General features: G+C 62.1%; 19 protein-coding genes. 7 read left to right on the top strand and 12 right to left on the bottom strand.

Going from position 1 to position 23,281, the window contains the following annotated elements:
• Window positions 1-154: 154 nt before the first annotated feature.
• The 5 genes from glgB to QCE79_RS29705 form a co-directional block, all read right to left on the bottom strand.
• A complete protein-coding gene (glgB, locus tag QCE79_RS29725; protein ID WP_309850055.1) occupies window positions 155-2,392 on the bottom strand; it encodes a 1,4-alpha-glucan branching protein GlgB in 2,238 nt (745 codons plus the stop codon).
• Window positions 2,385-5,786, bottom strand: a complete 3,402-nt coding sequence (gene treS / locus QCE79_RS29720; protein WP_250493120.1) for a maltose alpha-D-glucosyltransferase — start codon at window positions 5,784-5,786, stop codon at window positions 2,385-2,387. Before treS ends, glgB begins: the two co-directional genes overlap by 8 nt.
• A 72-nt stretch (window positions 5,787-5,858) precedes the next feature.
• Window positions 5,859-9,251, bottom strand: a complete 3,393-nt coding sequence (locus QCE79_RS29715; protein ID WP_250526547.1) for a maltotransferase domain-containing protein — start codon at window positions 9,249-9,251, stop codon at window positions 5,859-5,861.
• Between the two features lie 363 nt (window positions 9,252-9,614).
• Window positions 9,615-11,246, bottom strand: coding sequence for a glycogen synthase GlgA (glgA, locus tag QCE79_RS29710; RefSeq protein ID WP_250509835.1), 1,632 nt, complete (start codon window positions 11,244-11,246; stop codon window positions 9,615-9,617).
• A gap of 326 nt (window positions 11,247-11,572) precedes the next feature.
• Window positions 11,573-12,226 carry a DUF1345 domain-containing protein gene (locus QCE79_RS29705; RefSeq protein ID WP_244829153.1) on the bottom strand — a complete coding sequence of 218 codons (654 nt, stop codon included), beginning with the start codon at window positions 12,224-12,226 and terminating at the stop codon, window positions 11,573-11,575.
• Window positions 12,227-12,401: 175 nt separating this feature from the next.
• On the opposite strand from QCE79_RS29705, the gene QCE79_RS29700 reads away from it, so the two are divergent.
• On the top strand, window positions 12,402-13,139 hold the full coding sequence (locus QCE79_RS29700) for a metallophosphoesterase (protein ID WP_250466501.1): 738 nt from the start codon (window positions 12,402-12,404) through the stop codon (window positions 13,137-13,139).
• A 72-nt stretch (window positions 13,140-13,211) separates the two neighbouring features.
• Window positions 13,212-14,540: a DNA topoisomerase IB gene (locus QCE79_RS29695; RefSeq protein ID WP_250466502.1), complete on the top strand. Its 1,329-nt coding sequence runs from the start codon at window positions 13,212-13,214 to the stop codon at window positions 14,538-14,540.
• A gap of 4 nt (window positions 14,541-14,544) precedes the next feature.
• Here QCE79_RS29695 and QCE79_RS29690 read toward each other — a convergent pair whose 3' ends face one another.
• The 3 genes from QCE79_RS29690 to QCE79_RS29680 form a co-directional block, all read right to left on the bottom strand.
• The gene (locus QCE79_RS29690; RefSeq protein WP_370652224.1) at window positions 14,545-15,276 is read right to left on the bottom strand and encodes an RES family NAD+ phosphorylase; all 732 of its coding nucleotides are present in this window, start codon (window positions 15,274-15,276) and stop codon (window positions 14,545-14,547) included.
• A complete protein-coding gene (locus QCE79_RS29685; protein ID WP_250466503.1) occupies window positions 15,276-15,713 on the bottom strand; it encodes an MbcA/ParS/Xre antitoxin family protein in 438 nt (145 codons plus the stop codon). Before QCE79_RS29685 ends, QCE79_RS29690 begins: the two co-directional genes overlap by 1 nt.
• A gap of 67 nt (window positions 15,714-15,780) precedes the next feature.
• Window positions 15,781-16,050: a DUF2866 domain-containing protein gene (locus tag QCE79_RS29680; RefSeq protein WP_309850047.1), complete on the bottom strand. Its 270-nt coding sequence runs from the start codon at window positions 16,048-16,050 to the stop codon at window positions 15,781-15,783.
• A 274-nt stretch (window positions 16,051-16,324) separates the two neighbouring features.
• On the opposite strand from QCE79_RS29680, the gene QCE79_RS29675 reads away from it, so the two are divergent.
• A complete protein-coding gene (locus tag QCE79_RS29675; RefSeq protein ID WP_250466504.1) occupies window positions 16,325-16,549 on the top strand; it encodes a hypothetical protein in 225 nt (74 codons plus the stop codon).
• A gap of 17 nt (window positions 16,550-16,566) precedes the next feature.
• Complete coding sequence (locus tag QCE79_RS29670) at window positions 16,567-16,902, top strand: hypothetical protein (RefSeq protein WP_250466505.1); 336 nt, start codon at window positions 16,567-16,569, stop codon at window positions 16,900-16,902.
• A gap of 125 nt (window positions 16,903-17,027) precedes the next feature.
• Here QCE79_RS29670 and QCE79_RS29665 read toward each other — a convergent pair whose 3' ends face one another.
• Window positions 17,028-17,186: a DUF3309 family protein gene (locus QCE79_RS29665; RefSeq protein ID WP_244829161.1), complete on the bottom strand. Its 159-nt coding sequence runs from the start codon at window positions 17,184-17,186 to the stop codon at window positions 17,028-17,030.
• Between the two features lie 325 nt (window positions 17,187-17,511).
• Window positions 17,512-19,098 carry an inorganic phosphate transporter gene (locus QCE79_RS29660; RefSeq protein ID WP_309850044.1) on the bottom strand — a complete coding sequence of 529 codons (1,587 nt, stop codon included), beginning with the start codon at window positions 19,096-19,098 and terminating at the stop codon, window positions 17,512-17,514.
• 194 nt (window positions 19,099-19,292) lie between these two features.
• Here QCE79_RS29660 and QCE79_RS29655 point away from each other — a divergent pair, with 194 nt between their 5' ends.
• A complete protein-coding gene (locus QCE79_RS29655) occupies window positions 19,293-20,117 on the top strand; it encodes a TOBE domain-containing protein (RefSeq protein WP_309850041.1) in 825 nt (274 codons plus the stop codon).
• Between the two features lie 34 nt (window positions 20,118-20,151).
• Here the strand turns inward: QCE79_RS29655 and QCE79_RS29650 are convergent, their stop codons facing one another.
• Entirely contained in the window at window positions 20,152-20,841 is a 690-nt protein-coding gene (locus QCE79_RS29650) for a phosphatase PAP2 family protein (protein WP_309850038.1), read from the bottom strand.
• Between the two features lie 335 nt (window positions 20,842-21,176).
• Here QCE79_RS29650 and QCE79_RS29645 point away from each other — a divergent pair, with 335 nt between their 5' ends.
• Both QCE79_RS29645 and QCE79_RS29640 read left to right on the top strand, forming a co-directional pair.
• Window positions 21,177-22,346: a PHB depolymerase family esterase gene (locus tag QCE79_RS29645; protein WP_309850656.1), complete on the top strand. Its 1,170-nt coding sequence runs from the start codon at window positions 21,177-21,179 to the stop codon at window positions 22,344-22,346.
• A 140-nt stretch (window positions 22,347-22,486) separates the two neighbouring features.
• Window positions 22,487-22,660 (top strand): DUF3563 family protein, encoded by a 174-nt coding sequence (locus QCE79_RS29640; RefSeq protein ID WP_244829166.1) that lies wholly within the window; start codon window positions 22,487-22,489, stop codon window positions 22,658-22,660.
• Window positions 22,661-22,780: 120 nt separating this feature from the next.
• On the opposite strand, the gene QCE79_RS29635 is transcribed toward QCE79_RS29640, so the two are convergent.
• Window positions 22,781-23,200 carry an organic hydroperoxide resistance protein gene (locus QCE79_RS29635; RefSeq protein ID WP_244829167.1) on the bottom strand — a complete coding sequence of 140 codons (420 nt, stop codon included), beginning with the start codon at window positions 23,198-23,200 and terminating at the stop codon, window positions 22,781-22,783.
• Window positions 23,201-23,281: the final 81 nt, after the last annotated feature.

Genomic DNA, 23,281 nt, shown 5'->3' with positions numbered 1-23,281 from the left:
GGAGACGGTTACCGAACAAAAACGCAAGCCAGCGGCTCGACTTTCCCGAACGCTCAAGAAAAAAGAAACCGCCAGCAAGGCCCCATAAACGCCTAGGCGGAAGAAGACACGAACAAACCAGCGCGCCTCCTTCCGCAACGCCCGGAAAGAACCCTCAATCGGCCCGCAAAACAATGGTAGCCAAAGGTGGCAACGTCAACGCGGCTGACTGCTCCTTTCCGTGCGAAGGGTAATCATCCGCATGAATGACCCCGCCATTGCCCATATTGGACCCGCCATAAATCCCGGCGTCGGAATTGAGCACCTCGCTCCATCGCCCGCCACGCGGCAAGCCGATGCGATACCCCTGGCGCGGCACGGGCGTCATATTGCAGACGACCACGAGTTCGCGCCCTTCGGCATCCGTCCGCCGATAAGCAAACACGCTATTGCCGCTGTCGTCGCCGACGATCCACTCGAAGCCGCGCGGATCGCAATCCAGCTTATGCAACGCCGCTTCGCCGACATACAGCAGGTTCAAATCGCGCACGAGCTTCTGCACGCCGCCGTGATAGGGATCGTCGAGCAAGTGCCAATGCGGCGTCGCGTCGTGGTTGAACTCGGCAAACTGCCCGAACTCGCCGCCCATGAACAGCAGCTTCTTGCCCGGGTGCGTCCACATGAAGCCGAAGTAAGCGCGCAAATTCGCGAACTTCTGCCATAAATCGCCCGGCATCTTGCCGATGAGCGACCCCTTGCCATGCACCACTTCATCGTGCGAAAGAGGCAGCACGAAGCGCTCGGAATACGCATAGACCATCCCGAACGTATAGAGGTGATGGTGATACTGCCGATACACCGGATCTTCCTCCATGTAGTGCAGGGAGTCGTGCATCCAGCCCATGTTCCACTTGAAGTCGAACCCGAGACCGCCGCTCTCGACGCTCGCCGTCACGCCCGGCCAAGCCGTCGATTCCTCGGCGATCGTGATCGCGCCCGGCGTGTGCGGGATATACCGCACTTCATGGTTCAGACGCTTCAAGAACTGGATCGATTCGAGATTCTCGCGCCCGCCGTACATGTTCGGCACCCATTCGCCCGCCTTGCGCGAATAGTCGCGATACAGCATCGACGCCACGGCATCGACCCGCAAGCCATCGACGTGATAGCGCTTCAACCACGCAAGCCCCGACGCGAGCAGGAACGCGCTCACCTCGTTGCGGCCGAGGTTGTAGATCATCGTGTTCCAGTCTTGGTGATAGCCCTCGCGCGGATCGGCGTGCTCGTAAAGCGGCGTGCCGTCGAACTGCACGAGGCCGTGCGCGTCGTTCGGAAAATGCGCCGGCACCCAGTCGATGATCACGCCCAGCCCCGCCTCGTGCGCGCGATTCACGAACTCCGCGAACTGCTCCGGCGTGCCGAAGCGCGCGGACGGCGCAAACTGGCCAAGCGGCTGATAACCCCACGATCCGCCGAACGGATGCTCGGCAATCGGCATGAATTCGAGGTGCGTGAAGCCCATGCCCTTCGCGTACGGAATCAGGCGCTCGGCAAGCTCGTGCCAGTTCATGCCGCGATTCGCATCTTCGGGTACGCGCAGCCACGACTCGGCGTGCGCTTCGTAAATGGTGATCGGCGATTGCGCCGTCTGACGGCTCCCGCGAGTCTCCATCCATTCAGCGTCGGTCCATGCGTAATGGTCGATGGCATCCGCGTCCGCCACCACCGATGCCGTCGATGGCGGCTTCTCGCTCTGCATCGCGCACGGGTCGGCTTTCAGCGGCAGCGTATGGCCGTCGCGCGTGACGATCTCGTACTTGTAGCGCGTGCCCGCGCCGATGCCCGGCACGAACAGTTCCCACACACCCGCGTTGTGACGCAGGCGCATTGGATGACGGCGGCCGTCCCACGTGTTGAAGTCACCGACCACCGAGACACGCCGCGCATTCGGCGCCCAGACCGCGAAGCGCGCGCCCGCCACGCCGCCATGCGTGACCGGACGCGAGCCCATGCATTCGAGCACCGCGTAAGGGTCGGCGGCCGAAAGGCGGTTGAGCCAGTCATCGGAGAGAACGGGGCCGAAGGAATACGTATCGTGCGTTTCCTGCGGCGTGCCATGCCAGTCGATTTGCAGACGATACGCCGCCGGCCGCTCCACGAAGCCCGCGAACAGACCTGAATCGTGAATGCGCGCGAGATGGCCGAGCACTTCGCCGCTCGCGGGATCGACGACATTTGCGCCCGCCGCGTTCGGCAGGAACACACGCACCACATGCCCGAGGTCGGTCTGATGCATGCCGAGGACCGAGAACGAATCGGGATGGCGCGCCTCGACGATGGCGTCGATGTCGAGCGGACTGAGGCCGTGCGCCGGGTTTCGGGTATCCGCTCCTGGATCGCTACGATTATTCATGGTGGGTTCCATCCGGATTGTCCTTGGTGGCGTTGAACACGGGTCGCGTGCCGGGCGCGGGCGGAACGCCCGTGTCGCCAAGCAGGCGGCTCGCGAGCGACGCGAGGCCCCGCAACGGAAGGCCGATCCAGGTCGGCCGGTTCGCTGCTTCGTAGCGGATTTCGTAGGCGGCCTTTTCGATCAGGAAGAGATCGAGCAGGGCCGGGAAGACGCTTTCGCCGGCGATCGGCTCGGGCGATTCCGCAATTGCTGCCACGTACTCGCGCAAGAAGCTTTCCTCGGCGAACGCACGCAGGCGCTCGAACAGCGCGCGCTTGCGGTCGGCGGTTTGCGCGGGCGCATTTTCCGTCGTCGGTTGCGCGGCGGCGCTCGCATACGAAAGCGAGCGCAAGAGACCGGCGACATCGCGCAGCGGGCTCGTCTTGTTGCGGCGTTCCTCGAGCGGACGCGCGGGCTCGCCTTCGAAGTCGATGAGATACGCATCGCCCTGAGCCATCAGCACCTGACCCAGATGGAAGTCACCGTGAATGCGGATGCACAACGCATCGGCATTGTCCGAGACGAGCTTCTTCACTGCATCCACCAGCATGTCACGGCGATCGAGCAGACTCTGCGCGAGGAAGCGGTCGTGCTCGCTGAAATCGCCGATCTTCTGCGCGAGGATGTCGAGCGCCGTTTCCAGCAGTTGCAACGTGCCTTTCAGCCAGCCCTGAACGTCTTCCGGCGTGGCGCGGCGCGGTGCGAACGCTTCGTCGTCGGTTGGCGAGGCAAGCGCCACATGCAGTTCGCCGAGCCGCTTGCCGATGATGCCCGCAATGTTGCCGTAGCCGATAAAGCCTTGCTCCTGCGCGTCGCGCTCGGGCGTGTGCTCTTCGGAGTCGAACGTGACCGCGAGTTCATCCACCGTGCGGCGCAGATAGTCGAGCGCATAGTTCCACGCATCGCCCTGATTGTCGATGAAGCCTTGCAGAATGACGAGCGTGTGCGGCACGCCTTGCGGATCGACACGCACCACTTCGCCATACAGCGGGCCGGTGTTCGCGTAGCCGAGCTTGGTCAGATAACGGCTCATCTCCGCTTCCGGGTGAATGCCGCCAACCACGCGCCGCACCAGTTTCAGCACCACTGTGTCGCCGATCACGAGCGAGCTATTGCTCTGCTCGGCGGCGAGCCAGCGGATTTCCGGCGGCTCGACCGGATTGAAGTCGAGTGCATCGAGCCTTTCGGTCGGAATGAAGCGGATCTCGCTTTTCTGCACCGTCGGCACGACCGCGCGTTCCTTCAGTTTGCGCAATATGCCGTAGGTGAAGTTCGGCACAGCGAAGGCATCGGTGATATGTCCGATCACGCGATTCCGCCGCGCTCGCGCCAGCGCGAGTTGCATATAAAGCGGCGAGGTCGTTTCCGTGCCCCACGCAATGGAAAGCGGCAGCACGTAGCGCTCGGTGTGATCGCCGACATCGGCTTCGATTTCCGTGAACGCAAAGCCCGCGCCTTCGATCGTCGTGAGCGCGGCGAGACGAACCGCATGCAGCTTCTGATCCTTCGACGCAAACCAGCGGCGCTTGCTCAAATACGAAGGCAGCACTTCCGATTCGAGCAGACGCACATTTTCCGGCGTCGGACCGGTTTGACCGGCGCGAATCACCATCGTGACGAATTCGGGCAGTTGCTCCGAAGGCGCTTGCGACCAGGCCGGACGCATGTTGCCCGGGCAAAGCTGGAACCACAGGAAGCCGTAGGGCGGGAAAGTCAGCAGATACGTCAACTGACCGATGGCCGGGAACGGCGAGTCCGCCGTCATTTCCAGCGGCACGGAGCCGGCGAATTCCGACAGATCCAGTTCCACCGCTTGCGGCGCGCGCGACAGATTGGCCACACAGAGAATCGGCGGCTCGCCTTCGAGCTCGCGCAAATACGCCAGGATCTTGCGATTATTCGGCCGCAGAAAGCGGATCGTGCCGCGGCCGAACGCGTGCTTCGAGCGGCGCACGGCCAGCATCTTGCGCGTCCAGTTCAAAAGCGAATGCGGATCGCGGCTTTGCGATTCCACGTTCACCGCGTCGTAGCCATACAGCGAACCCATCACCGGCGGCAGCACGAGTTGTTCTGGGTCGGCGCGCGAGAATCCGCCGTTGCGGTCGGACGACCATTGCATCGGCGTACGTACGCCATCGCGGTCGCCGAGGTGGATGTTGTCGCCCATGCCGAGTTCGTCGCCGTAATAGATCACGGGCGTGCCCGGCATCGACAGCAGCAGCGAATTGATCAGCTCGATACGGCGGCGGTCGCGCTCCATCAGCGGCGCGAGCCGGCGTCGAATGCCGAGGTTCAGACGCGCGCGGCGGTCGCTTGCATAAGTGTTCCACAAGTAGTCGCGCTCGGAGTCCGTGACCATTTCGAGCGTGAGTTCGTCGTGGTTGCGCAGAAAGATCGCCCACTGATTCGTCACGCCCAGGTCCGGCGTCTGCCGCATGATGTCGGTGATCGGGAAGCGGTCTTCGCTCGCAATCGACATGTAGATGCGCGGCATCAGCGGGAAGTGGAACGCCATGTGGCATTCGTCTTCATCGCCGAAGTATTCCTTCACGTCTTCCGGCCACTGGTTCGCTTCCGCGAGCAGCATGCGGTTCGGGTACTCCGCGTCGATGGTCGCGCGAATCTTCTTCAGGATCTGGTGCGTCTCGGGCAGATTCTCGTTGTTCGTGCCCTCGCGTTCGACGAGATACGGCACCGCGTCCAGCCGCAACCCGTCGATGCCCATGTCCAACCAGAAGCGCATCACGCTCAGCACTTCCTTGATGACCGCCGGGTTGTCGAAGTTCAGATCGGGCTGGTGCGAATAGAAGCGGTGCCAGTAGTACTGACCCGCGACCGGATCGTGCGTCCAGTTGGACGGCTCCGAGTCGATGAAGATGATGCGCGTCTCTTCGTACTTCTTGTCCGTATCGGACCAGACGTAGTAGTTGCGATGGTTCGATCCCGGCTTCGCACGACGCGCGCGCTGAAACCAAGGATGCTGGTCCGAAGTGTGATTGATGACGAGTTCGGTGATCACGCGAATGCCGCGCGCGTGCGCTTCCTGAATGAAGCGGCGGACATCGCCGAGCGTGCCGTAGTCCGGATGCACGTTGCGATAGTCGGCGATGTCATAGCCATCGTCGCGGCGTGGCGACGGATAGAACGGCAGCAGCCAGATCGCATCGACGCCAAGTTCCGCGATGTAATCGAGCTTCGCGAGCAGGCCGGGAAAATCGCCGATGCCGTCGTTGTTCGCATCGAAGAACGACTTGATGTGAACCTGATAAATGATCGCGTCCTTGTACCAGAGCGGATCGTCGCTGACTTGCGAAGTCTTGTTGCGCTTCACCCTTGTATCCACGGTTTGCTCCATGCGCTTTGCGGGCTTGCTGCCGCCCTTGTTTTTGGTTCGCGGCGTCTCGTAGGTCGCCGGATGAGTGCATCTTTATTCGTTCGGTTGCGGCTTGGGCAGTCCCCAGGTCGGCGAAATGCGCCAGATCGCGAACGGCAGCGAATGCGGATTGAGCCGCACATGCTGGCGCCGTCCGCGCCATTCGAACCGATCGCCCGTGACTTGATCCTCCACGGCGATCGCATCCCATTCGTTGACGCCCCAGCGTTCGAGCGTCTGCCACGGCAGTTCGATATCCGCGCCCTGTTCGTTGAACGGATCGAGGTTGATCGCGACGAGCACCACGTTGTCGCGCGACTCGTTCGCCTTTTCGAAGAACAGGATCTTGTCGTTATGCGCGGGCAGGAAGTTCACGCCGAGATGCGTCTGCAACGCTGGATTCGCGCGGCGGATGCGATTGAGCGCCGTCACTTCGGTGACGATATTGCCGGGCCGGTTCCAGTCCCACGCGCGCAGCTGATACTTCTCGGAGTCGAGATATTCCTCGCTGTTCGGCAGCGCGGCTGCCTCGCACAGTTCGAAGCCGCTATACACGCCCCAGAGCCCGGAGAGCGTTGCCGCCAGCGCCGCGCGGATCACGAAGCCCGGACGTCCCGAGCTCTGCAAGAAGCGTGGGTTGATGTCCGGCGTGTTGACGAAGAAATTCGGCCGGAAAAATTCCTTTGCATCGGTCTGCGTGAGATCGTGCATGTACTCGATGAAATCGCGCTTCGACTCGCGCCACGTGAAGTACGTGTACGACTGCGAGAAGCCGAGCTTCGCCAGACGGTTCATCACGCGCGGACGCGTGAAGGCTTCGGCGAGGAAGATCACGTCGGGGTGACGCGCACGCACGTCGCCGATCACCCATTCCCAGAATGGGAACGGCTTGGTATGCGGGTTATCGATCCGGAAAATGCGCACGCCCGCCGCAATCCAGTGCAGGAACACGTCGCGCAGCCCAAGCCAAAGATCGGGCTTGGCGTCCTGCGCATAAAAGTCCGGATTCACGATGTCCTGATACTTCTTAGGCGGATTCTCCGCATAACGCAGCGTGCCGTCCGGACGCCATGCGAACCACGTCGGATGCTCCTTCAGCCACGGGTGATCCGGCGAGCATTGCACGGCGAAGTCGAGCGCGATCTCGAGGCCGTGTTCATGCGCGGCGTCGAGCATGCGCTTGAAGTCGTCGAGATTGCCCAGTTCCGGATGCACCGCCGTGTGTCCGCCTTCCTTGCCGCCGATAGCGTAAGGGCTGCCGACATCGCCCGGCTCGGCCGTCAGCGAATTGTTCTTGCCCTTGCGGTTGGCAATGCCGATAGGATGAATCGGCGGAAAATAGAGCACGTCGAAACCCATCTCGCGGATGCGCGGCATCTTGCCGATCACGTCGATGAACGTGCCGTGACGATTCACGTCGTCGCTCATCGAACGCGGGAAGATCTCGTACCAACTTGCGAAGCGGGCCGCCGCGCGCTCCGAGTCGATGCGATACACCACCGGGTCGCGCGACAGAAACGGCCGGTGGCGCGCCGCCGCGATGGCCTTGGCGGTTGCGGGCGCGAGCGCAAGTTCGAGCTTGCGCGCGGCATCGGCCTTGGCGAACTCCTTGACGATCTTCTCCAGCGGCGCGCTATCCGACTCCTCGACCGTCTTCACTTCGGCGAGGATCAGCGCGAACAGATGCCGCACTTCCTCTAGTTCGAGTTCGACGGTTTGCCCGGCCTTCAGCTTCTTCGACATGTGGTCGGTGAGCGAGGCGAAATCGTCGCGCCATGCCATCACGACGAATTCGTGACGGCCCACGCGTTCGAGCGGAATGCGCGTGGTCCACAAGTCGTTGCCGAGCGGAAGCACGGCGGTCATCGGCGCTTCGTGCCATTCGGTTTCGTCGGCGGCACGCCATTGCACGGCGGCGGCGATCTTGTCGTGACCTTCGGCGAAGATCGCGGCCTGAATCTGCACGGCTTCGCCCACGATACGCTTTGCCGGAAAGCGCCCGTTATCGACCGAAGGCGTGACGCTTTCGATAGACACCCGCGGCGCGGAGATCGCTTCGGCCACCGACTTTTTATCGGCGCTCTTCGCGCCTCGCTTGACCTGCGGCTGCGCGAGCAGGATGAAAGGCTCGGCTTCGGCGCGGAACAAGCGTACATCGCCCGCTTTCAGGGTGAACGGCAAGAGACGTTCGGGCTTCGCCTTGGCGTCGTCGAGCGGCGCGAAACGCGTGTAATTGCCCGGCACCGATTCGAGCAGATGCAGGGTATCGACATGCACCGGCGCGACGAGATCGGGATTGAAGATCGCGAGAATCGCCGAATCGCTGCGGCGCAAGTCCGCGCTGTCGGAGCGAATCAACGCGGCGTAGGGCGTGCCCGCGCCGGTCAGCGCGCGCAATTCGCCGACGCTTTCGAGCGTGCCGGTATCGCGCTGCAATGCGTTCGCGCGCTTGACCTGACTCGACAGGTCGAAGCGCGCTTCGCTTTTCGCGCGCTGATATTCCGCCGCGACGCCGTATTGCGGCGACATCGGCAAGGGCACACCGTATTCGAAGCCCATCGGCACGAGCAGACCGGTACCGAGCGCGGTTGCGGTAAAGAGCGAGCGGTTATAGGCGCGTTCGACGAGCGCGGTATCGCTGGTATCGCTCAATTCGCTGATGAGACGCGCGCCGTACGGCTCTTCCGGAAACGTGATCGGCGATGCAATGCGCGCGAGCGCCGCATGTTCGTCCGTGAGCCACGCGCTGCGATAGTCCCACCAGCGCGTGGAGGCGAAGACCGCGTCGAAGCCGGCGTCGCTCAGTCCATGCAGATCGTGACGCGTGAGGCCGACCGTCCATGCGAGCCAACGGGTTTGCGGATGTTTCTCGCGCACTGCCGCGCCCAGACGCCGCCACACGTGCGCGGGCACCGCATGCGGCGAGTCGAAGCGAAAGCCGCCAACGCCCGCGTCCGCGAGCAGACACAATTCCTTCGCCCACCACTCGGTCAGATGATGCGCCGCCTCGCCATCGCCGAACCTTGCCTGCGCGACATCGCGCTGACTGGGCGCGCGACGCGGATCGAGCCGCGCATCCGCGCTCTCGAACGGCTCGAACCAATGCTTGTTGTCCTGATAAAGACCGCCTTCGGCACTGACGCGGTCGATCACGATATCGACGAGCAAGGTCAGCTTGTGCTTCGTGGCGATATCGGCGAGCTGGCGCAGACCCTCCGCCGCGCTCGCGTCGGATTCAAAAACAGCGTGAAGTTGATGATGATCGGCAACTGCCTCGCGATGCCCGTTGCTTCCGGGCGCGAACGGCGAGCCGATCAGGACGTGATCGAAGCCCAGCGCCGCTGCGTGCTCGAACTGAGCTGGCCAGTTCGGCAAGGGGCCGACGAGAAGGGGATCGATGAAGTAGATACGAGGCGCATACGCATGATGAGCTTGATGGTTTTCCATCGTTCGTCTTTTCCAGAGTCGTCCTGCGGTGGCGGGGATGCGGGCTTTGAATCGCGATCACGCTCACGGGCCAAACTGGCAACGCGTCGGTCCATATATCACGACGCGTGTCGTTTGTGCACGCGTCACGGGCCAAGACGTATCGACACATGGATAACACAGTACCGCCGGTATCGACACTGGCCCGCGTCGCGTATCGCGAGGCACCGGCGCGAGAGTGCATCTCGCCGGTGGGCGCCACGGCCCCCCAAGAGTTTCCTTCGGGGCTTCGCATGGGGGGTTGGAGCACGTAGCGTGCCGCGCCCCGAATGCCATTGCGTCTGACGTGACGACGCTGCCGTGCAATAGCTTCGAGGCTTGGGCTCAGGCAGTGCGCGCGACGAGGCGCTCGGCTGTCTCGAGAATGGCCGGATGCGCGGCTTGCGAAGCGGCATCGGCAATACGGCGGGTACGCAAGGCGGTCTTGCTCGGCTTGAGGCCGCTGAGATCGACATAGAGTGCAACCATCTTCGCCACGGCTTCGCGCCAGCCGAAGTCGCACGACATGGCGTTGCGCTGAAGTTCGCGCCAGGTCTGCGGGCGCATGTAGGCGTCGATGGCGCGGCTCGCGGCCTGCACGACATCGTCCGCGGATTCGCCTTCGAAGAGGAAGCCCGTCGGCGCCGCCGACGTTTCCTCGATGGCGATCGGCGTGTCGTATGTGCCGTCGCGCAGATAGACGGTTTCGCGCACGGCGGCTTCGGCGGCGTCGACGATGGTATCCGCCAGACCGCCCACGCGCGACGCGACGGGCAGAGTGCCATAGCGCATCGCGTAAAGTTGCGTGAGGCCGCAAGGCTCGAAGCGGCTGCCATGCAGGAGAATGTCCGCGCCCGCGTGCAGTGCATGCGCGCGCCGCTCGTCATAGCCGATCCGCACGCCCACGCGATCGGGAAACTCTTGCGCAAGCCGCCTGAAACCTTTCTCGATGTGCGATTCGCCCTTGCCGATCACCGCGAGTTGCAGACGCGGATGCTTTTCGAGCAGACGCGGCAGTGCGTCGAGCACGACATCGGCGAGCTTTTGACCGGTCATGCGGCTGCCGATTGCCATCAGCGGCGCGAACGGATCAACCGGCAGGCCGAACATGCGCTGCAAGGTCCGCTTGCAAGCGTGCTTGCCGCGCATATCGTCGAAGGAATAGTTGCGCTCGATCAGCGGATCGCTAGCCGGATTCCACGTCTCTTCGTCGATGCCGTTCACCACGCCCGACAGCTTGTCCTTACAGCTTTGCAGCACGCCTTCCATCAGATGGCCGAAGCGCGGCGTCAGAATTTCGCGCGCGTAGGTTTCGCTGACGGTCGTCACTTTGTCGCTATGGACGATGCCGGCTTTCATCAAACTGAGCGCGCCATAGAACTCGATGCTTTGCGGATCGGTCAACGCATTTGCCAGCCACTTTTGCGGCACGCCGAGCGACGCACCAAGCGAGAGCGCGTAATTGCCCTGGAATGCCAGATTGTGGATCGTGAATACGCTTTTCGCGTGCACGCCCGCATCTTTCATCAAGAGCGGCGTGAGGCCAGTGTGCCAGTCGTGCGCATGGACGATATCGGGCTTTTTCACGCCCTTGATACCCTGCGCGATACGCACGGCGGCGGCCGAAAGCGTCGCGAAGCGTACGGCGTTGTCAGGATAATCGCGGCCTTGCGCGTCCTGATACAGACCCGTGCGGGCATAGAGCGCGTCGCAGCGCAGCATCAGAACCGGCACGCCGGTGTCGGGCATGCGGCCACGTATGAGCGTCGCGTCGCCACCAGGCAAGCCTGTGAGCACCGCGACGCGGACGAGATCGGTCGCCTGGGCGATAGCGTTGGGATATGCGGGCAGGAGAATGGTGGCATCGACGCCGGCTTCACGCAGCGCGGCGGCGTAAGCGCTGACCATGTCGCCGAGACCGCCGGTTTTGGCGAGTGGCACGGCCTCGGAGGCGACCAGCAGAACGTTCAAGGGCAAAGTGGGCTCCAGTGCGGAAGTCGCGTGGCGATGGCCTCGCGCTCTTCGATGCCAGAGCGGGATACCGGGCCGCGCATTCGCGGTGCTGATCAGGGTTTCTATCTAATTCACTGGCGCAGTGCAGCAATCGCCGTGCCATGCGCGCACGAAACGTGTGCGTATCGCCACGATCATTTCCGCCTTTGTCGCGAATGAGCAGACTTAAAGGTGCCCGAAGCCCTGGATTTCGAGCCGTGTAAAAGTGACAGCGCCGCGCGCCGCGTTTTTACATGCGGCGTACGGTCAGCTTATTTGGAAGGTGTGACAGTCGCGTTGCGCGGATGCGTTCAGCCGCCGACCATGCTCGCCGCGATATTGACCGAAAGGCCGAGCACCGCGAGATTGAAGAAGAACGAAAGCACCGATTGCGCGAGCGCCGTCTTGCGCGCGCTCTTCGAGCAGACGACGACATCGGAAGTCTGCGATGCCACCGCAATGGTGAAGGAGAAGTACAGCAAGTCCCAGTAGTCCGGCTTCAGATGCCGGTCGGGAAATCGGAGCGCGGGTTCGCCTTCGGTCGAGCGATAGTAGTGGCGTGCATAGTGCAGCGTGAACATCGTCGGGATGAGAAACCACGCGCCGAGCATGGTCGCGCCCGTCAGCAAATACTTCGGCAGCCCGTGCGAGCCCATGCTTTTCGCCGCCGATAATTCCACGACGATGGCGACCAGACTCGCCAGCGCCGCGACGCTCACGATCATCAGCACGGCGGCCGCGTTTTCATCTTCGCGCTCGGCGAGTTGCTGCACGTTACTCTGGTCCGCGGTCGCCATCTGTATCCAGATGAGCAGCAGATAAAGCCACACGGCCGTGTCCCAGCCAATCAGGACGCGCACGGTCGGCGTGACGTCGAGGGGAATCAGCGCGCTGACCGATATGCCGACCAGAAGGCCGATCAGGGCGCGCGGGCGGTTGCGCAAAACGGTTGGGAGAATGATCATTGTCTTTTTGCGTTGGCGTGAGCGCGGGCGACTTTCGCAGCGATTATTGCCGATGCGCCTTTCAGCCAGCCTTGAGTGACGCAGATTCCGGGAACCGGTATTCCAACCGTCATTTGCGTGATGAAAGCGACCCACGCCGCACACGCCCCGTTTAACTGACGCTAAGATTGCTCGAATGAATGGTCCTACTTTACCTGCCGTTTGCCGGCACCCAGCCAACGAGACTGGCCGCGATTTCGTGGTCGGCGACCTGCACGGCTGCGTGGACGCGCTGCGCTATCTCCTGCGCGAGATAGGCTTCGACGGCGCCCGCGACCGGCTGTTCTCGGTCGGCGATCTGATCGATCGCGGCACGGATTCGCTCGCCGCCATCGACCTGATCGACAAGCCGTGGTTCTATCCGGTGATGGGCAATCACGAGGAATCGCTGATCGCGGTCGCGACCGGCACCATGCGCCGCGAGGCGTGGTATGCCATTGGCGGGGCGTGGGCGCAGACGCTCGGGCACGATCAGCTCGAAGCGCTCGCGATTCGTTTGGCGAGGCTGCCGCTCGTGCGAATAGTCGGCAGCGGCGCGCGGCGCTTCAACGTGCTGCACGCGGAATTTTTCGGCAGCGACGCCGATCTCGACACCGCCGATTTCTCCGACCAGGCGCGTACCGACATGCTTTGGGGCCGCGGCCTGGCGCTCGGTAGCGTGGACCCGGCGCGCCAGCGCGGACTCTCGCCCACGTACTGCGGACACACGCCGCAGCGCGTGGTCAAGCAAGTCGGCGCGCAGATCTTTATCGATACCGGCGCGTTCGCATCGGAAGGGCGGTTGACCATCGTCCAGCCGGGCACCGATGAACGCTGGTCGGTCAAAGAGCGCTGGGCCGCCTCCGAAGGCGCGCGGGAGCTGGCGCTGCCCTGATCGCGCACGTGCCCGAGGCACGCACGTTGCTCGATAGCCTGCCATCAACATGAGCAGACAAGCGAGGCAGACGTGGCGCGGATTGCGAAAAGTAATGAAGCAGGCGGCGGCGCGAGCGTCGCCGAAGTGCTTACGGGCAGCGGCGCGCAAGGCTGTCCCGAAGATCTGCCGCCCGGACTTCGGTATGTGGACGATTCGCGTCGCGGCTACACGCGCGAATGGATCGACGGCAAATTCGCCTTCTTCAACACGCAGGGAAAGCGTATCGACGATGAAGCGGAAATCCGCCGCATCAACGCACTGGCCATTCCGCCCGCTTACATCGATGTCTGGATCTGTCCGGACGCGCACGGCCACTTGCAAGCCACCGGCCGCGATGCGCGCGGTCGCAAGCAATATCGCTATCACCCGCAATGGCGCGAAACGCGCGATGCCACCAAATACGAGCGCATGCTCGCGTTCAGCGCGGTGCTGCCTAAGCTGCGCGCCCGCGTCACGCGCGATCTTGCCCTCGACGGCATGCCGCGCGACAAGGTGCTCGCGACGGTGGTGCGCTTGCTCGATACGACGCTCGTGCGCGTTGGCAGCGAGGAATATGCGCGGGAAAACCAGTCGTATGGACTGACAACGCTGCTCAAGCGCCATTTGAAGGTGTCGTCGGGGACGCTGCGCTTCCGGTTTCGCGGCAAGAGCGGGATCGAGCACGACGTTTCCGTCAGCGATGCGCGCGTGGCCAAGATCGTGAAGCGCTGCATGGATTTGCCGGGGCAAGACCTTTTCCAATATCTCGATGCCGATGGCGAGCGCCACGCGGTGAGTTCATCCGATATCAATGATTATCTGCGCGAGATCACCGGCGCGGATTTCACGGCGAAGGACTATCGCACGTGGGCCGGCAGCGTGTTCGCGCTCGCGGCGCTGCGGCGGCTGCAATGGGAAACGGTGACGGAGGCGCGCAAGCACATCGTCGGGACCATCAAGGAAGTGTCGCAACTGCTGCGCAATACGCCGGCGGTGTGCCGTAAGTGCTATGTGCATCCGGCGGTGATCGAGGCGTTCGAAGCGGGCGAACTGGCGGAATCGATGCCGGCATCGCGTCGCCATGGCCTCAAGACCGACGAAGCTGCGCTTGCCATCTTCCTCGAAAAAGATGCGAAGCGTCGCGCCCGCGAAGCCGCGCGCAAAAACCGCAAGGGTACCGTTCCGAACGATGCGCGGCTGACCAACCTTCTCGCCGAATCGAGCAAAAAGGCGCGTGCCGGCGGTTTGAAGGCGAGCGGCAAGAGTGCGGCGGCGCAAGCGGTATCTACCGTGGCGCGCAAGACTCGGCCGAAAGCGGCGCGGCCGGCCGCGAAGAAGCTCGCGCGTACGCGGTCGCCGGCCGCCGTGGCGATGAGTTGATTCGCTAGCCCACTTGATTCAACTCGAACACATAGTCGACTGTCTCGCCGTTCCAGTTGTATTCCAGGTACGCCGCGTGATGACAGTCGCGCAGCATCGTGGTGTGCAGCGCGGCGAGACATTCGCCCTGCGTATCCCGCACGGACGGATACGCAATGCCCGGCACGCCCGCCGCCCGGATAGCGCGTCCGAGCGCCTTGCCGGGCGCATAGTCGTCGGGATCGAGGATGCGCGCGTCGAGTCCCGCTTCCGCGATGCGATTTCCACGCAGATCGACCACTTCGCCATGCGCGATCACCGTGTACAGGCGCATCTGCTGACGAAGCGGCGCTTCCTTGGTTGCTGCGAGAAATAGCCCCGAGTGATAGCGCGTCTCCGCGATAGCCGTTTGCCGTTCGCGTCCGCAATAGAACACGCCGTAGCTGCCGTCGGAAAAACGGCTGCCATTTGGGTTCAGATGCGTGAACGCGGCCATGATCGGCCCGCAGCCCGGCCCGAAGCAGCGCTCGTCGGGCGGAACGAGATCGAGATCGCCGACTTCGGTACGCAGGCGGTCGTTGGTCATCGCTTCCAGCGCGTAGAGCGCTTCGAAGTCTTCCGGACGCGCGACGCGATCGAACAGATTGACGGCGGGAAACCGCGTGGGAATTACCCGATATGCCGGCGACCAGTCCAGTTGGCCGTGCGGCCAGCGTGTGCGCCAGTCCGCGGCTTGAATCACATCCTTGTTTTCGATCACGCCCATCCGCCTCGCATTGCATCCAGATACTGCCGAACCGCCAGAAGGTCGCTGATATTGCCCGCCAGCATGCGAGCAAGCGCAGGTCTGCCGCCGAACGGCGGCGCGGTATTGGGGCGTTTGATCCAGGTATCGGCGGCGGCCGGCTCAGGAAGCAGAATCTGCAGCGCCTTGTAGATGCCGAGAATCAGCGAAAGGCGTTCGAGTGTGTCGCGCGTGAGCCGCGCCGAGTCGGGCGCATTCTTCCATTTGAAGAAGGTCGAGCGGCCCGGCGAGCCGAGCAAAACGATCTGCTCTTCGATGGATAGCGACCAGTCCCGCGCGATGTTCAAAAAAGCGCGCAGACCGGCAGCGGATAGCTCGCCCAAGCCGGGAGCCAGACGCGGCGGCGGAAGCCCACTCTCCGGCGAGGCGATGCGTGCAGCAGATGGCATTATCTTTGAGTCTCTAAAGGAACTTGAGACTCATAATAGTCCATTTATGGATTAGTACAAGGCGCTTTTAGTCTTCGTCCGATGGACCGTAGCACCGGCCGGGCACGTGCGACCGTAGTGTTTCAGCCAATTCGGAGGCGGTGCAGTCGGCCGGAACCACCCGTCGCTGCACGCGCGGATCGCTTTTCAGCGACCATTCGATCGTCCGATACGCCGTTCCCCACGGCGGTTCGACCGGCTCCGACAGGCGGCATTCCTGAAGCTTGAGCGCGGACTGCTTGCGCATCGTCGATGCAATGTTGGCAAATAACTGACGCGCGGCGGTATTGGCGGGCATGGCACATTCCTCATCTGATCGGCTCGTCGCCTAACGGTTGAAGGCGGCGCTGGGTCGGGCGCGATTGGAGTTTGTGCGTCAAAAATTAAGCGCGGCTTAACGCGAATGCTTGTCGACATGCACGCGGCGAAATGCCGCCTTCAAACGTGAGAAACGGCGGTCGCGCGGCGGTCAAGCGATGTTTGGCATTTTTGCCACGCCGTGTGCGGAGTGTTTTGCATCCCGCCGCGTTACTGTATATTCGTACAGCTTGTCCGCAACAAGGAGTTTGCCGATGAACCCACGCAACGAGTCGCTCGAAGCCGCCGCGCTCGAACGTTTCATGCGCGCGACACGCGCCGTCAACGCGGCTTTCGACGCCACGCGCGTCGAACCGGACGACCAACAAGACGGCCAGTTCGCCGCCCGCGCGCTCGACCGACTGGACGCCGCGCTGCTGGAACTGGACACTTCCGAGCGGTCGCTCGACGCCATCCTCTCGCGCAGAGCGGATCACTAATTCACGGAGCGGACCTCTTGAAGCTCGCATTGCTTACCATCGCTGTCTTGCTCGGTTCATCCACGGCTATTGCTGCCGAGCGTTACACGGAAGTCTGGAATCCGCCCGAGGTCCAGACCACGAAGTCCAAAAACAAGGCGCGTGTGCCGACGCAGAACACCGCGCAGAGCACGGCGAAGAAGAAACGCAAAGGCGCCACGGCCGTCAAGCAGGTGGCGGATAAAGGCACGGTCGAATCGGCGGGCGCTGCGGCGGTACCAAGCAGGCCGTCGGCGTCATCGTCATCGCGCAAGCCGGCAGAACCGGTGATTCCGCGCAAGATCGAACCAAACGGACAGGTCATGCGGGTTTGAAGCGCGGGTTTGAGTCGCGGGTTTAAATCGATTCGCTACAAAACAAAAGGGGCGCGCAACATTGGTTGAGCGCCCCTTTTGTTTTGCGGTCTGTCTCGAACGTTGTTTGCAAACCGTTCAGGCGGTTATATGCGACCCATGAGCAACAGCACGATGACCACGATCAGCACGATGCCCAAGATACCGCTCGGCCCGTAACCCCAGCTACGGCTATGCGGCCACGACGGGATTGCGCCCACCAGCAGCAAGATCAGGATAATCAGCAGTATGGTTCCGATCGTCATTTTGTCTTCTCCTTATCGAAAGATCGCCTTGAACCGGCCCCGCCATGGTCTCCCACGCAGCGACACGTCGAGTGGCGGCTTTCGGCCGCCAGCCGGTCGGGTTGCGATCGACGAGTGGTGTTTAGCAATAGCTGTGCCGCAGCGGCTCAGGCTTATGGATAAAGGCTAGACGCGCAATCGAACGGTTGCGCGGTTAAAGCGGATTGTCGAAAAGGGAGTCGATGCAGATGGGGGTGGGCAAAACTTGCACGGCGCGGATCGGACTCTGCGCCGTGCAATTGCGTAGGATGCGGAAGGGATGCGAAACGGATGCGAAAACAAACGCTTAGAAGATACCGCGAAAGGCCCAGAAAAGTCCGCCCGCGAGGATGATCGACACCGGCAAGGTCAGCACCCAAGCCAGCGCGAGACTACGCACGGTGCGCCATTGAAGACCGGAGCCGTTCGCGGCCATCGTGCCCGCGACGCCCGACGACAGCACGTGTGTCGTGCTCACCGGCAAGCCGTAAACGTCGGCGGCGCCGATGGTCAGCATCGCGACCAGTTCCGCCGAAGCGCCTTGTCCATATGTCAGATGCGTCTTGCCGATACGCTCGCCCACCGTCACCACGATGCGCTTCCAGCCGACCATCGTGCCAAGCCCGAGCGCGACGGCCACCGCTACCTTCACCCAGGTCGGGATGAACTTGGTGGCGTGATCGATCTGCGCCTTGTAGTTGGCGAGCACGGCGGAATCGTCCTTCGTGAAGGCCGGCGCTTTTTGTTTTTCCATCAGACGCAGCGCTTCCGATGCCACGTACATGTCGTTACGCACGTTGCGCACCGTTCCCTGCGGCAAATTTGCGATGGTTTCGCTCGGACGCACTTTCGCATCGATGGAATCGATCAGATTTTTCAGCGACGGAACCGTGTCTGGCGCAAGCGTCTTCGTCTGCACGTAATGCTCGACGGCGCCGCGTGAATCCGTGGCGGCAGGCTTGCCATCGGCGTAACGCTGCAGCACTTCGGATGCGTTGTGGCTAACCGAGAGGAAGGTCTGCGTTTCCTCAGCCGTGACGGCCTTGTTGAGCGCGTAGGCGGTCGGCACCGTGCCGATCAGAATCAGCATGATGAGGCCCATGCCTTTCTGGCCGTCGTTGGAGCCGTGCGCGAACGAAACGCCCGTGCAAGTGAGAATCAGCAGGCAGCGAATCCAGAAGGGCGGCGGCGTGTTCTTTTCCGGTTCCTTGTAGAGCGCGGGCACGCGCACGACCAGTTTCATCACGTAGAGCAAAAAGCCCGCGGCGATAAAGCCGACCAGCGGCGAAAGCAGCAGCGACTTGCCGACCGAGGTCGCTTGCGCCCAATCGACGCCGGACGTTCCGTTCGCGCCGTGCAGCATCTGGTTCATCAGCCCGACGCCGATCACGGAGCCGATCAGCGTATGCGAACTGGAAGACGGCAAGCCGAGCGCCCACGTGCCGAGGTTCCAGATGATCGCCGCGATCAGGAGCGCAAAGACCATCGCGAAGCCCTGCGAGCTCCCCACGCCGATGATCAATTCCACCGGCAGCAGTTGCAGGATACCGAAGGCCACCGCGCCGCTCGAGACCAGCACGCCGACGAAGTTCCACGCGCCGGACCAGACGACAGCCAGATTCGGCGTCAGCGAGTGCGTGTAGATGACGGTGGCGACGGCGTTCGCGGTATCGTGAAAGCCATTGACGAACTCAAAGCCGAGCGCGATCAAAAGCGCAATGCCAAGCAAGATGTACGGAAACGCTGACGATTCGCGCACGGGCGAGAGGTCTTCGAAAAGATGCGTGACGCAATAAACGGCGCCTGCCGCGATGGCGATCAGAAAGAGCAGCAGGGCGAGCCGTTGCCCGGTGGTGCGGCCCTGACGGCCAGTAGAAAGAGCAAAGTCGTTCATGTCGCGTCCTTGGCTTGAGCGGGGCTTGCGCGAATCGGTGAAAGCGCAATGCGCCATGTTTCACTCGCCGTGTGTCGATTTCGTGACTGCGAGAATGATTGGCATTCGTATGAATTGAAACGGCTTTCTGACCTATCGGCCGTGGCCGTGTATGCGCGCCGATATAATGCGCAACGCGATGCGGGAGGCAATCGATGAACGAAACAGCACCCTCCGCCACGGCCGATTCATTGGCAGTTGGTGGCGCTGTCTGGCTGCAAAGCGGCGACGCGACTCTTGGCGGCGCGGCGCGTATTGCGCTGCTCGCGGCGATTCGCGATAACGGATCGATCACGGCGGCGGCAAAGGCCGTCGGCATGAGCTACAAGGCGGCCTGGGATGCGGTCGACACCATGAACAATCTCGCTGGCGAGCCACTCGTGATTACCGCGAGCGGTGGGCGGGGCGGAGGCGGAACCACATTGACATCGGCGGCGCGGCGTCTCATCGACACCTACCAAGCGGTTGAACGCGAACATCGCAAGTTTCTTCAACAAGCGGGCATGGCTATGGAAGGCTTCGCCCGCGACTGGCAACTCATAGGGAGACTAGGAATGAAAACGAGTGCACGCAATCAACTGGCGGGGAAAGTCACCAAAGTCACGCGCGGTGCGGTGAACGACGAAATCGAACTGGGCTTGCCGGGTGGACAGACGATCGTTGCCGTGGTTACGCACGAAAGCACCGAATCGCTCGGTCTCAAGGAAGGCAGCGAAGCGTTCGCGCTCATCAAGGCGTCGTGGGTCATGCTGATGGAAGACGCGCCCGCGAAGATTTCGGCACGCAATCAGTTGCGTGGCACGGTGGCGAGTGTGACGAAGGGCGCCGTGAACGCCGAAGTGACATTGACGCTGGACGACGCAACCACGGTGACCGCGATCATCACGAACCGCAGCGCCGATACACTTGGCCTCGCAGAAGGTCAGAAAGCCGTTGCAGTGATCAAGGCTTCCAGCGTGATCATTGGTGTGAGCGACTGAGGCTTACAGAGAGTGCGGCTGCTCAGGCGGCCGCTCAAGCAACCGCGAACGGCACCGCCAGCGCCTCGGTCCGACGCGCTGGAATTCGATAATTTTGCACTTTCCAGCGCGCCCGGATATACGGCCGCTCGTGGCCGGACAGTTCCAGCGCGATCTGCGTGATCCACTGCTGAGTAGGCACCGGCACGCCATGCAACGCGATCACGACCGCAGCCAGGCTCGCCGCGACCGGTCCCGGTGATAGCGTTTTCGCCGCTTGCGCCCGCCACGCGATGCACGCGAAAGCAACGGCCACCACTGCGCCAAGCAAACCTCCCGCGACCACTTCCGAGATCGAATGCGCGTTCAGCACGACACGCGACACGCCCACCATTACGCCAATAACAAGTCCCAGCACGATCGCTGTGACGCGCAACGACGCGCGCATCGACAACGCGGCGACGAATAGCGCAACCGGCAGTACAGCCGTCGACATCAACGCATGACCGCTGATGCCGGTGAAATCCAGATCGCGCACGCCGATTCCCCAACCGATAAACGCGATCTTGCTCAACGCCACGAGTCCGCTGGCAACACCGAGCAACCCGAGCCACGCGCACGCGTATTTCCATCGGTAGCCGACGGCGAGCCACGCCGCAATCACGACCGCCAACGGCGCCATGACGCCGACGCTGCCGAAAGCGGTAACGAAAAACCAGGTTGAGGCTGATGGAACAAGGTTCATTGCAGAGCTTGGGAATAGAGGTTGCTGCAGTGCGACATGAAGCGTGCATCTCGCACCGGCTGTCACGACTGCGTGGAGAAGACCTTGGAGTATACCTGCTGGGACAATCCCTAATTATGCGACTCGGCCGAAAAGATGATGTCAGTTACGTCGTGTAACTTCGGTTAAAAATTCTCTTTCGCCTTGATTGCCCTGCAATTCGTCCCGATAAATGAGTTTTCGAGTCGTTCGAAACCGTCTTTTTGATGTTATTGTGCGATGCACAACTGGGCACGTCTTGTCATCATCAAAACAGAGTGCCTTCTGATTCGCTTATTTGTAGAGGACCCAGCCAAATGTCGAAAAGCCTTACCAAGCTCTGGTTGCGTGGCTTGAGACGCCTGGTCGCCAGTCAAGTCGAACCCTTGCGTGTGCCGAAGTCGCGTCCCTCAACAAAGCCAGCCCGACCGAAAAGCGTCAAGACAAAACTCAAGTCGGGTGCTGCTACCAGGGCAGCCACTGTGCGCAGTGGCTCAGGCGTTGGTGCGCAGCCGACGGCGCGGGAGTCGCGAGTTCGTCCGCGCGCGTCCGCTTGGGCTTTGGGAAAGTGGATGCGTTCCTATCATTCCGCGCCGCCGACGGGTGGACGCTTCGTCAACCATGTTTCGTACGCGCTGTACACGCCGCCGCAAGCCGAACTCGAACGCGCGCCGCTCGTCGTCATGTTGCATGGCTGTCAGCAGAATGCCGATGATTTTGCGCAAGGAACGCGCCTCAATCTTCTCGCCGACAAGTTTGGTTTCGCCGTGCTGTATCCCGAACAGTCTAAGCATGATCATGCGCATCGTTGCTGGCGCTGGTACGACGCGTCCGGCAATGGAGGCGGCGGCGAGGCGGCGTCGATCGTATCGCTGGTCAAGGCGGTCGTCGCCGAGCATGGTTTCGACGCCGAGCGCGTCTATCTCGCCGGCATGTCGGCGGGTGCTGGCATGTCCGCCTTGTTAGCGGTGCGATATCCGCAACTGTTCGCCGCTGTCGGCTTGCACTCTGGGGTAGTGTTCGGCGAGGCCAGTTCGGCAATCGGCGCGATGGATGTCATGCGTCGCGGCAGTCGCAACGACCCCGTCACGCTCGTCGATGCTGCCGTCGACACGCGCGAATATCCCGGAATGCCGGCGATCATCGTTCACGGCGAACTGGATTCAGTCGTGTCGCCGTCCAACGCCGAACAATTGACGCAACAATTTTTGCGTCTCAACGGTTTCGTCGATGCCGCCGGTGCTCCGCGCGCAGGCGAATTGCGTGAAGAGAAGCAAGCGGACGGCGTCGTGCGCGACTACTTCAAGAATGGCCGACGCGTCGTCAAGAGCGTGGTCGTTCGCGGGTTGGGCCACGCGTGGGCGGGCGGCGACGATACCGTGGCTTTCCATTCAGCCAAGGGTCCGGACTCGTCAGCCGTGATGTGGGAGTTCTTCAAACATCAACGCCGTTCCAGCGAGTCCGCGCACGCGGCTTTCGTTGCTTAGAGCAGTCCGTACGACAATTTCAGGTGTTGCAAATAAGTCTTTAGTATCAGGAATCTAGCCGATAAGACTTGCGTCGGATCAGGGATTACCCTATAGTTACATCCATAGGTAGTTACCCCAGTATCCAAGCGAGGCCCACCATGTTCCTGCTCAGCCGCATTTTCCTGTTTCTGACGAAGTCCGCCGACCAACGTGATCGCGAACGCGACGACGCTTATTTGGCCGAAGCCACAGACATTTACGATCTCGAATATCGCATGAAGCGCCTGGATCAGCGTGCTGGCACGCGTCATCCGACGTGGATGGCGAACTAAGCAGTATGCTTTCAGAGCGTTAATAAAAAAGCCGCAGGAATTGTCCAGCGGCTTTTTTCATTTGCAACGCCCAAGAAAATGCCGGTTTCGCGAGCCGGCATTTTCTTTTGTCCGACTCGCTCAGACGAGCTTCACGCGCACATCGACGTTATTGCGCGTCGCGTTCGAATACGGGCAAACCTTGTGAGCCGCATCGACGAGCGCTTGTGCTTCCGCTCGGTCAAGTCCCGGCAGCGCGATGCGCAATTCGATATCCAGCGCAAAGCCGCCCGCATCGTTGGGGCCGACGCCCACGTCGGCGGTGACGGTCGTATCCGCCGGAACCGTACGCTTTTGCTGGCCGGCGACGAATTTCATCGCGGAAAGAAAGCACGCCGAGTAGCCCGCCGCGAACAATTGTTCCGGATTCGTTCCTTCCGCGCCCGTGCCGCCCAAGGCCTTCGGTGCGCTCAACTTCACGTTCAGTTGTTCGTCGGATGACACCGCGCGTCCGTCGCGTCCACCGGTGCTCGTCGCGGTTGCCTTGTACAGGATGCTCATCGCTTTTCTCCTTGAATTCGTCGCCGTGTTCGGCGCGGAAGGGTTGGACTTGACTGTCGGGTCATCGTTGCGTCGACCACG

The sequence above is a fragment of the Caballeronia sp. LZ003 genome (genome assembly GCF_031451465.1).
In the GTDB taxonomy this organism is placed as follows: Bacteria; Pseudomonadota; Gammaproteobacteria; order Burkholderiales; family Burkholderiaceae; genus Caballeronia.
This window is presented reverse-complemented; position numbering and strand designations above follow the sequence as displayed.

Excerpts from the sequence above, each read along its gene's own strand:
- glgB (WP_309850055.1), bottom strand. The coding sequence starts at position 2,392 with ATGAATAATCGTAGCGATCCAGGAGCGGATACCCGAAACCCGGCGCAC.
- QCE79_RS29665 (WP_244829161.1), bottom strand. The coding sequence starts at position 17,186 with ATGACGATCGGAACCATACTGCTGATTATCCTGATCTTGCTGCTGGTG.
- QCE79_RS29680 (WP_309850047.1), bottom strand. The coding sequence starts at position 16,050 with ATGCCCGCCAATACCGCCGCGCGTCAGTTATTTGCCAACATTGCATCG.
- QCE79_RS29715 (WP_250526547.1), bottom strand. The coding sequence starts at position 9,251 with ATGGAAAACCATCAAGCTCATCATGCGTATGCGCCTCGTATCTACTTC.
- QCE79_RS29635 (WP_244829167.1), bottom strand. The coding sequence starts at position 23,200 with ATGAGCATCCTGTACAAGGCAACCGCGACGAGCACCGGTGGACGCGAC.
- QCE79_RS29640 (WP_244829166.1), top strand. The coding sequence starts at position 22,487 with ATGTTCCTGCTCAGCCGCATTTTCCTGTTTCTGACGAAGTCCGCCGAC.
- QCE79_RS29655 (WP_309850041.1), top strand. The coding sequence starts at position 19,293 with ATGAACGAAACAGCACCCTCCGCCACGGCCGATTCATTGGCAGTTGGT.
- QCE79_RS29645 (WP_309850656.1), top strand. The coding sequence starts at position 21,177 with ATGTCGAAAAGCCTTACCAAGCTCTGGTTGCGTGGCTTGAGACGCCTG.
- QCE79_RS29660 (WP_309850044.1), bottom strand. The coding sequence starts at position 19,098 with ATGAACGACTTTGCTCTTTCTACTGGCCGTCAGGGCCGCACCACCGGG.
- QCE79_RS29700 (WP_250466501.1), top strand. The coding sequence starts at position 12,402 with ATGAATGGTCCTACTTTACCTGCCGTTTGCCGGCACCCAGCCAACGAG.
- QCE79_RS29650 (WP_309850038.1), bottom strand. The coding sequence starts at position 20,841 with ATGAACCTTGTTCCATCAGCCTCAACCTGGTTTTTCGTTACCGCTTTC.
- QCE79_RS29675 (WP_250466504.1), top strand. The coding sequence starts at position 16,325 with ATGAACCCACGCAACGAGTCGCTCGAAGCCGCCGCGCTCGAACGTTTC.
- QCE79_RS29705 (WP_244829153.1), bottom strand. The coding sequence starts at position 12,226 with ATGATCATTCTCCCAACCGTTTTGCGCAACCGCCCGCGCGCCCTGATC.
- treS (WP_250493120.1), bottom strand. The coding sequence starts at position 5,786 with ATGGAGCAAACCGTGGATACAAGGGTGAAGCGCAACAAGACTTCGCAA.
- QCE79_RS29685 (WP_250466503.1), bottom strand. The coding sequence starts at position 15,713 with ATGCCATCTGCTGCACGCATCGCCTCGCCGGAGAGTGGGCTTCCGCCG.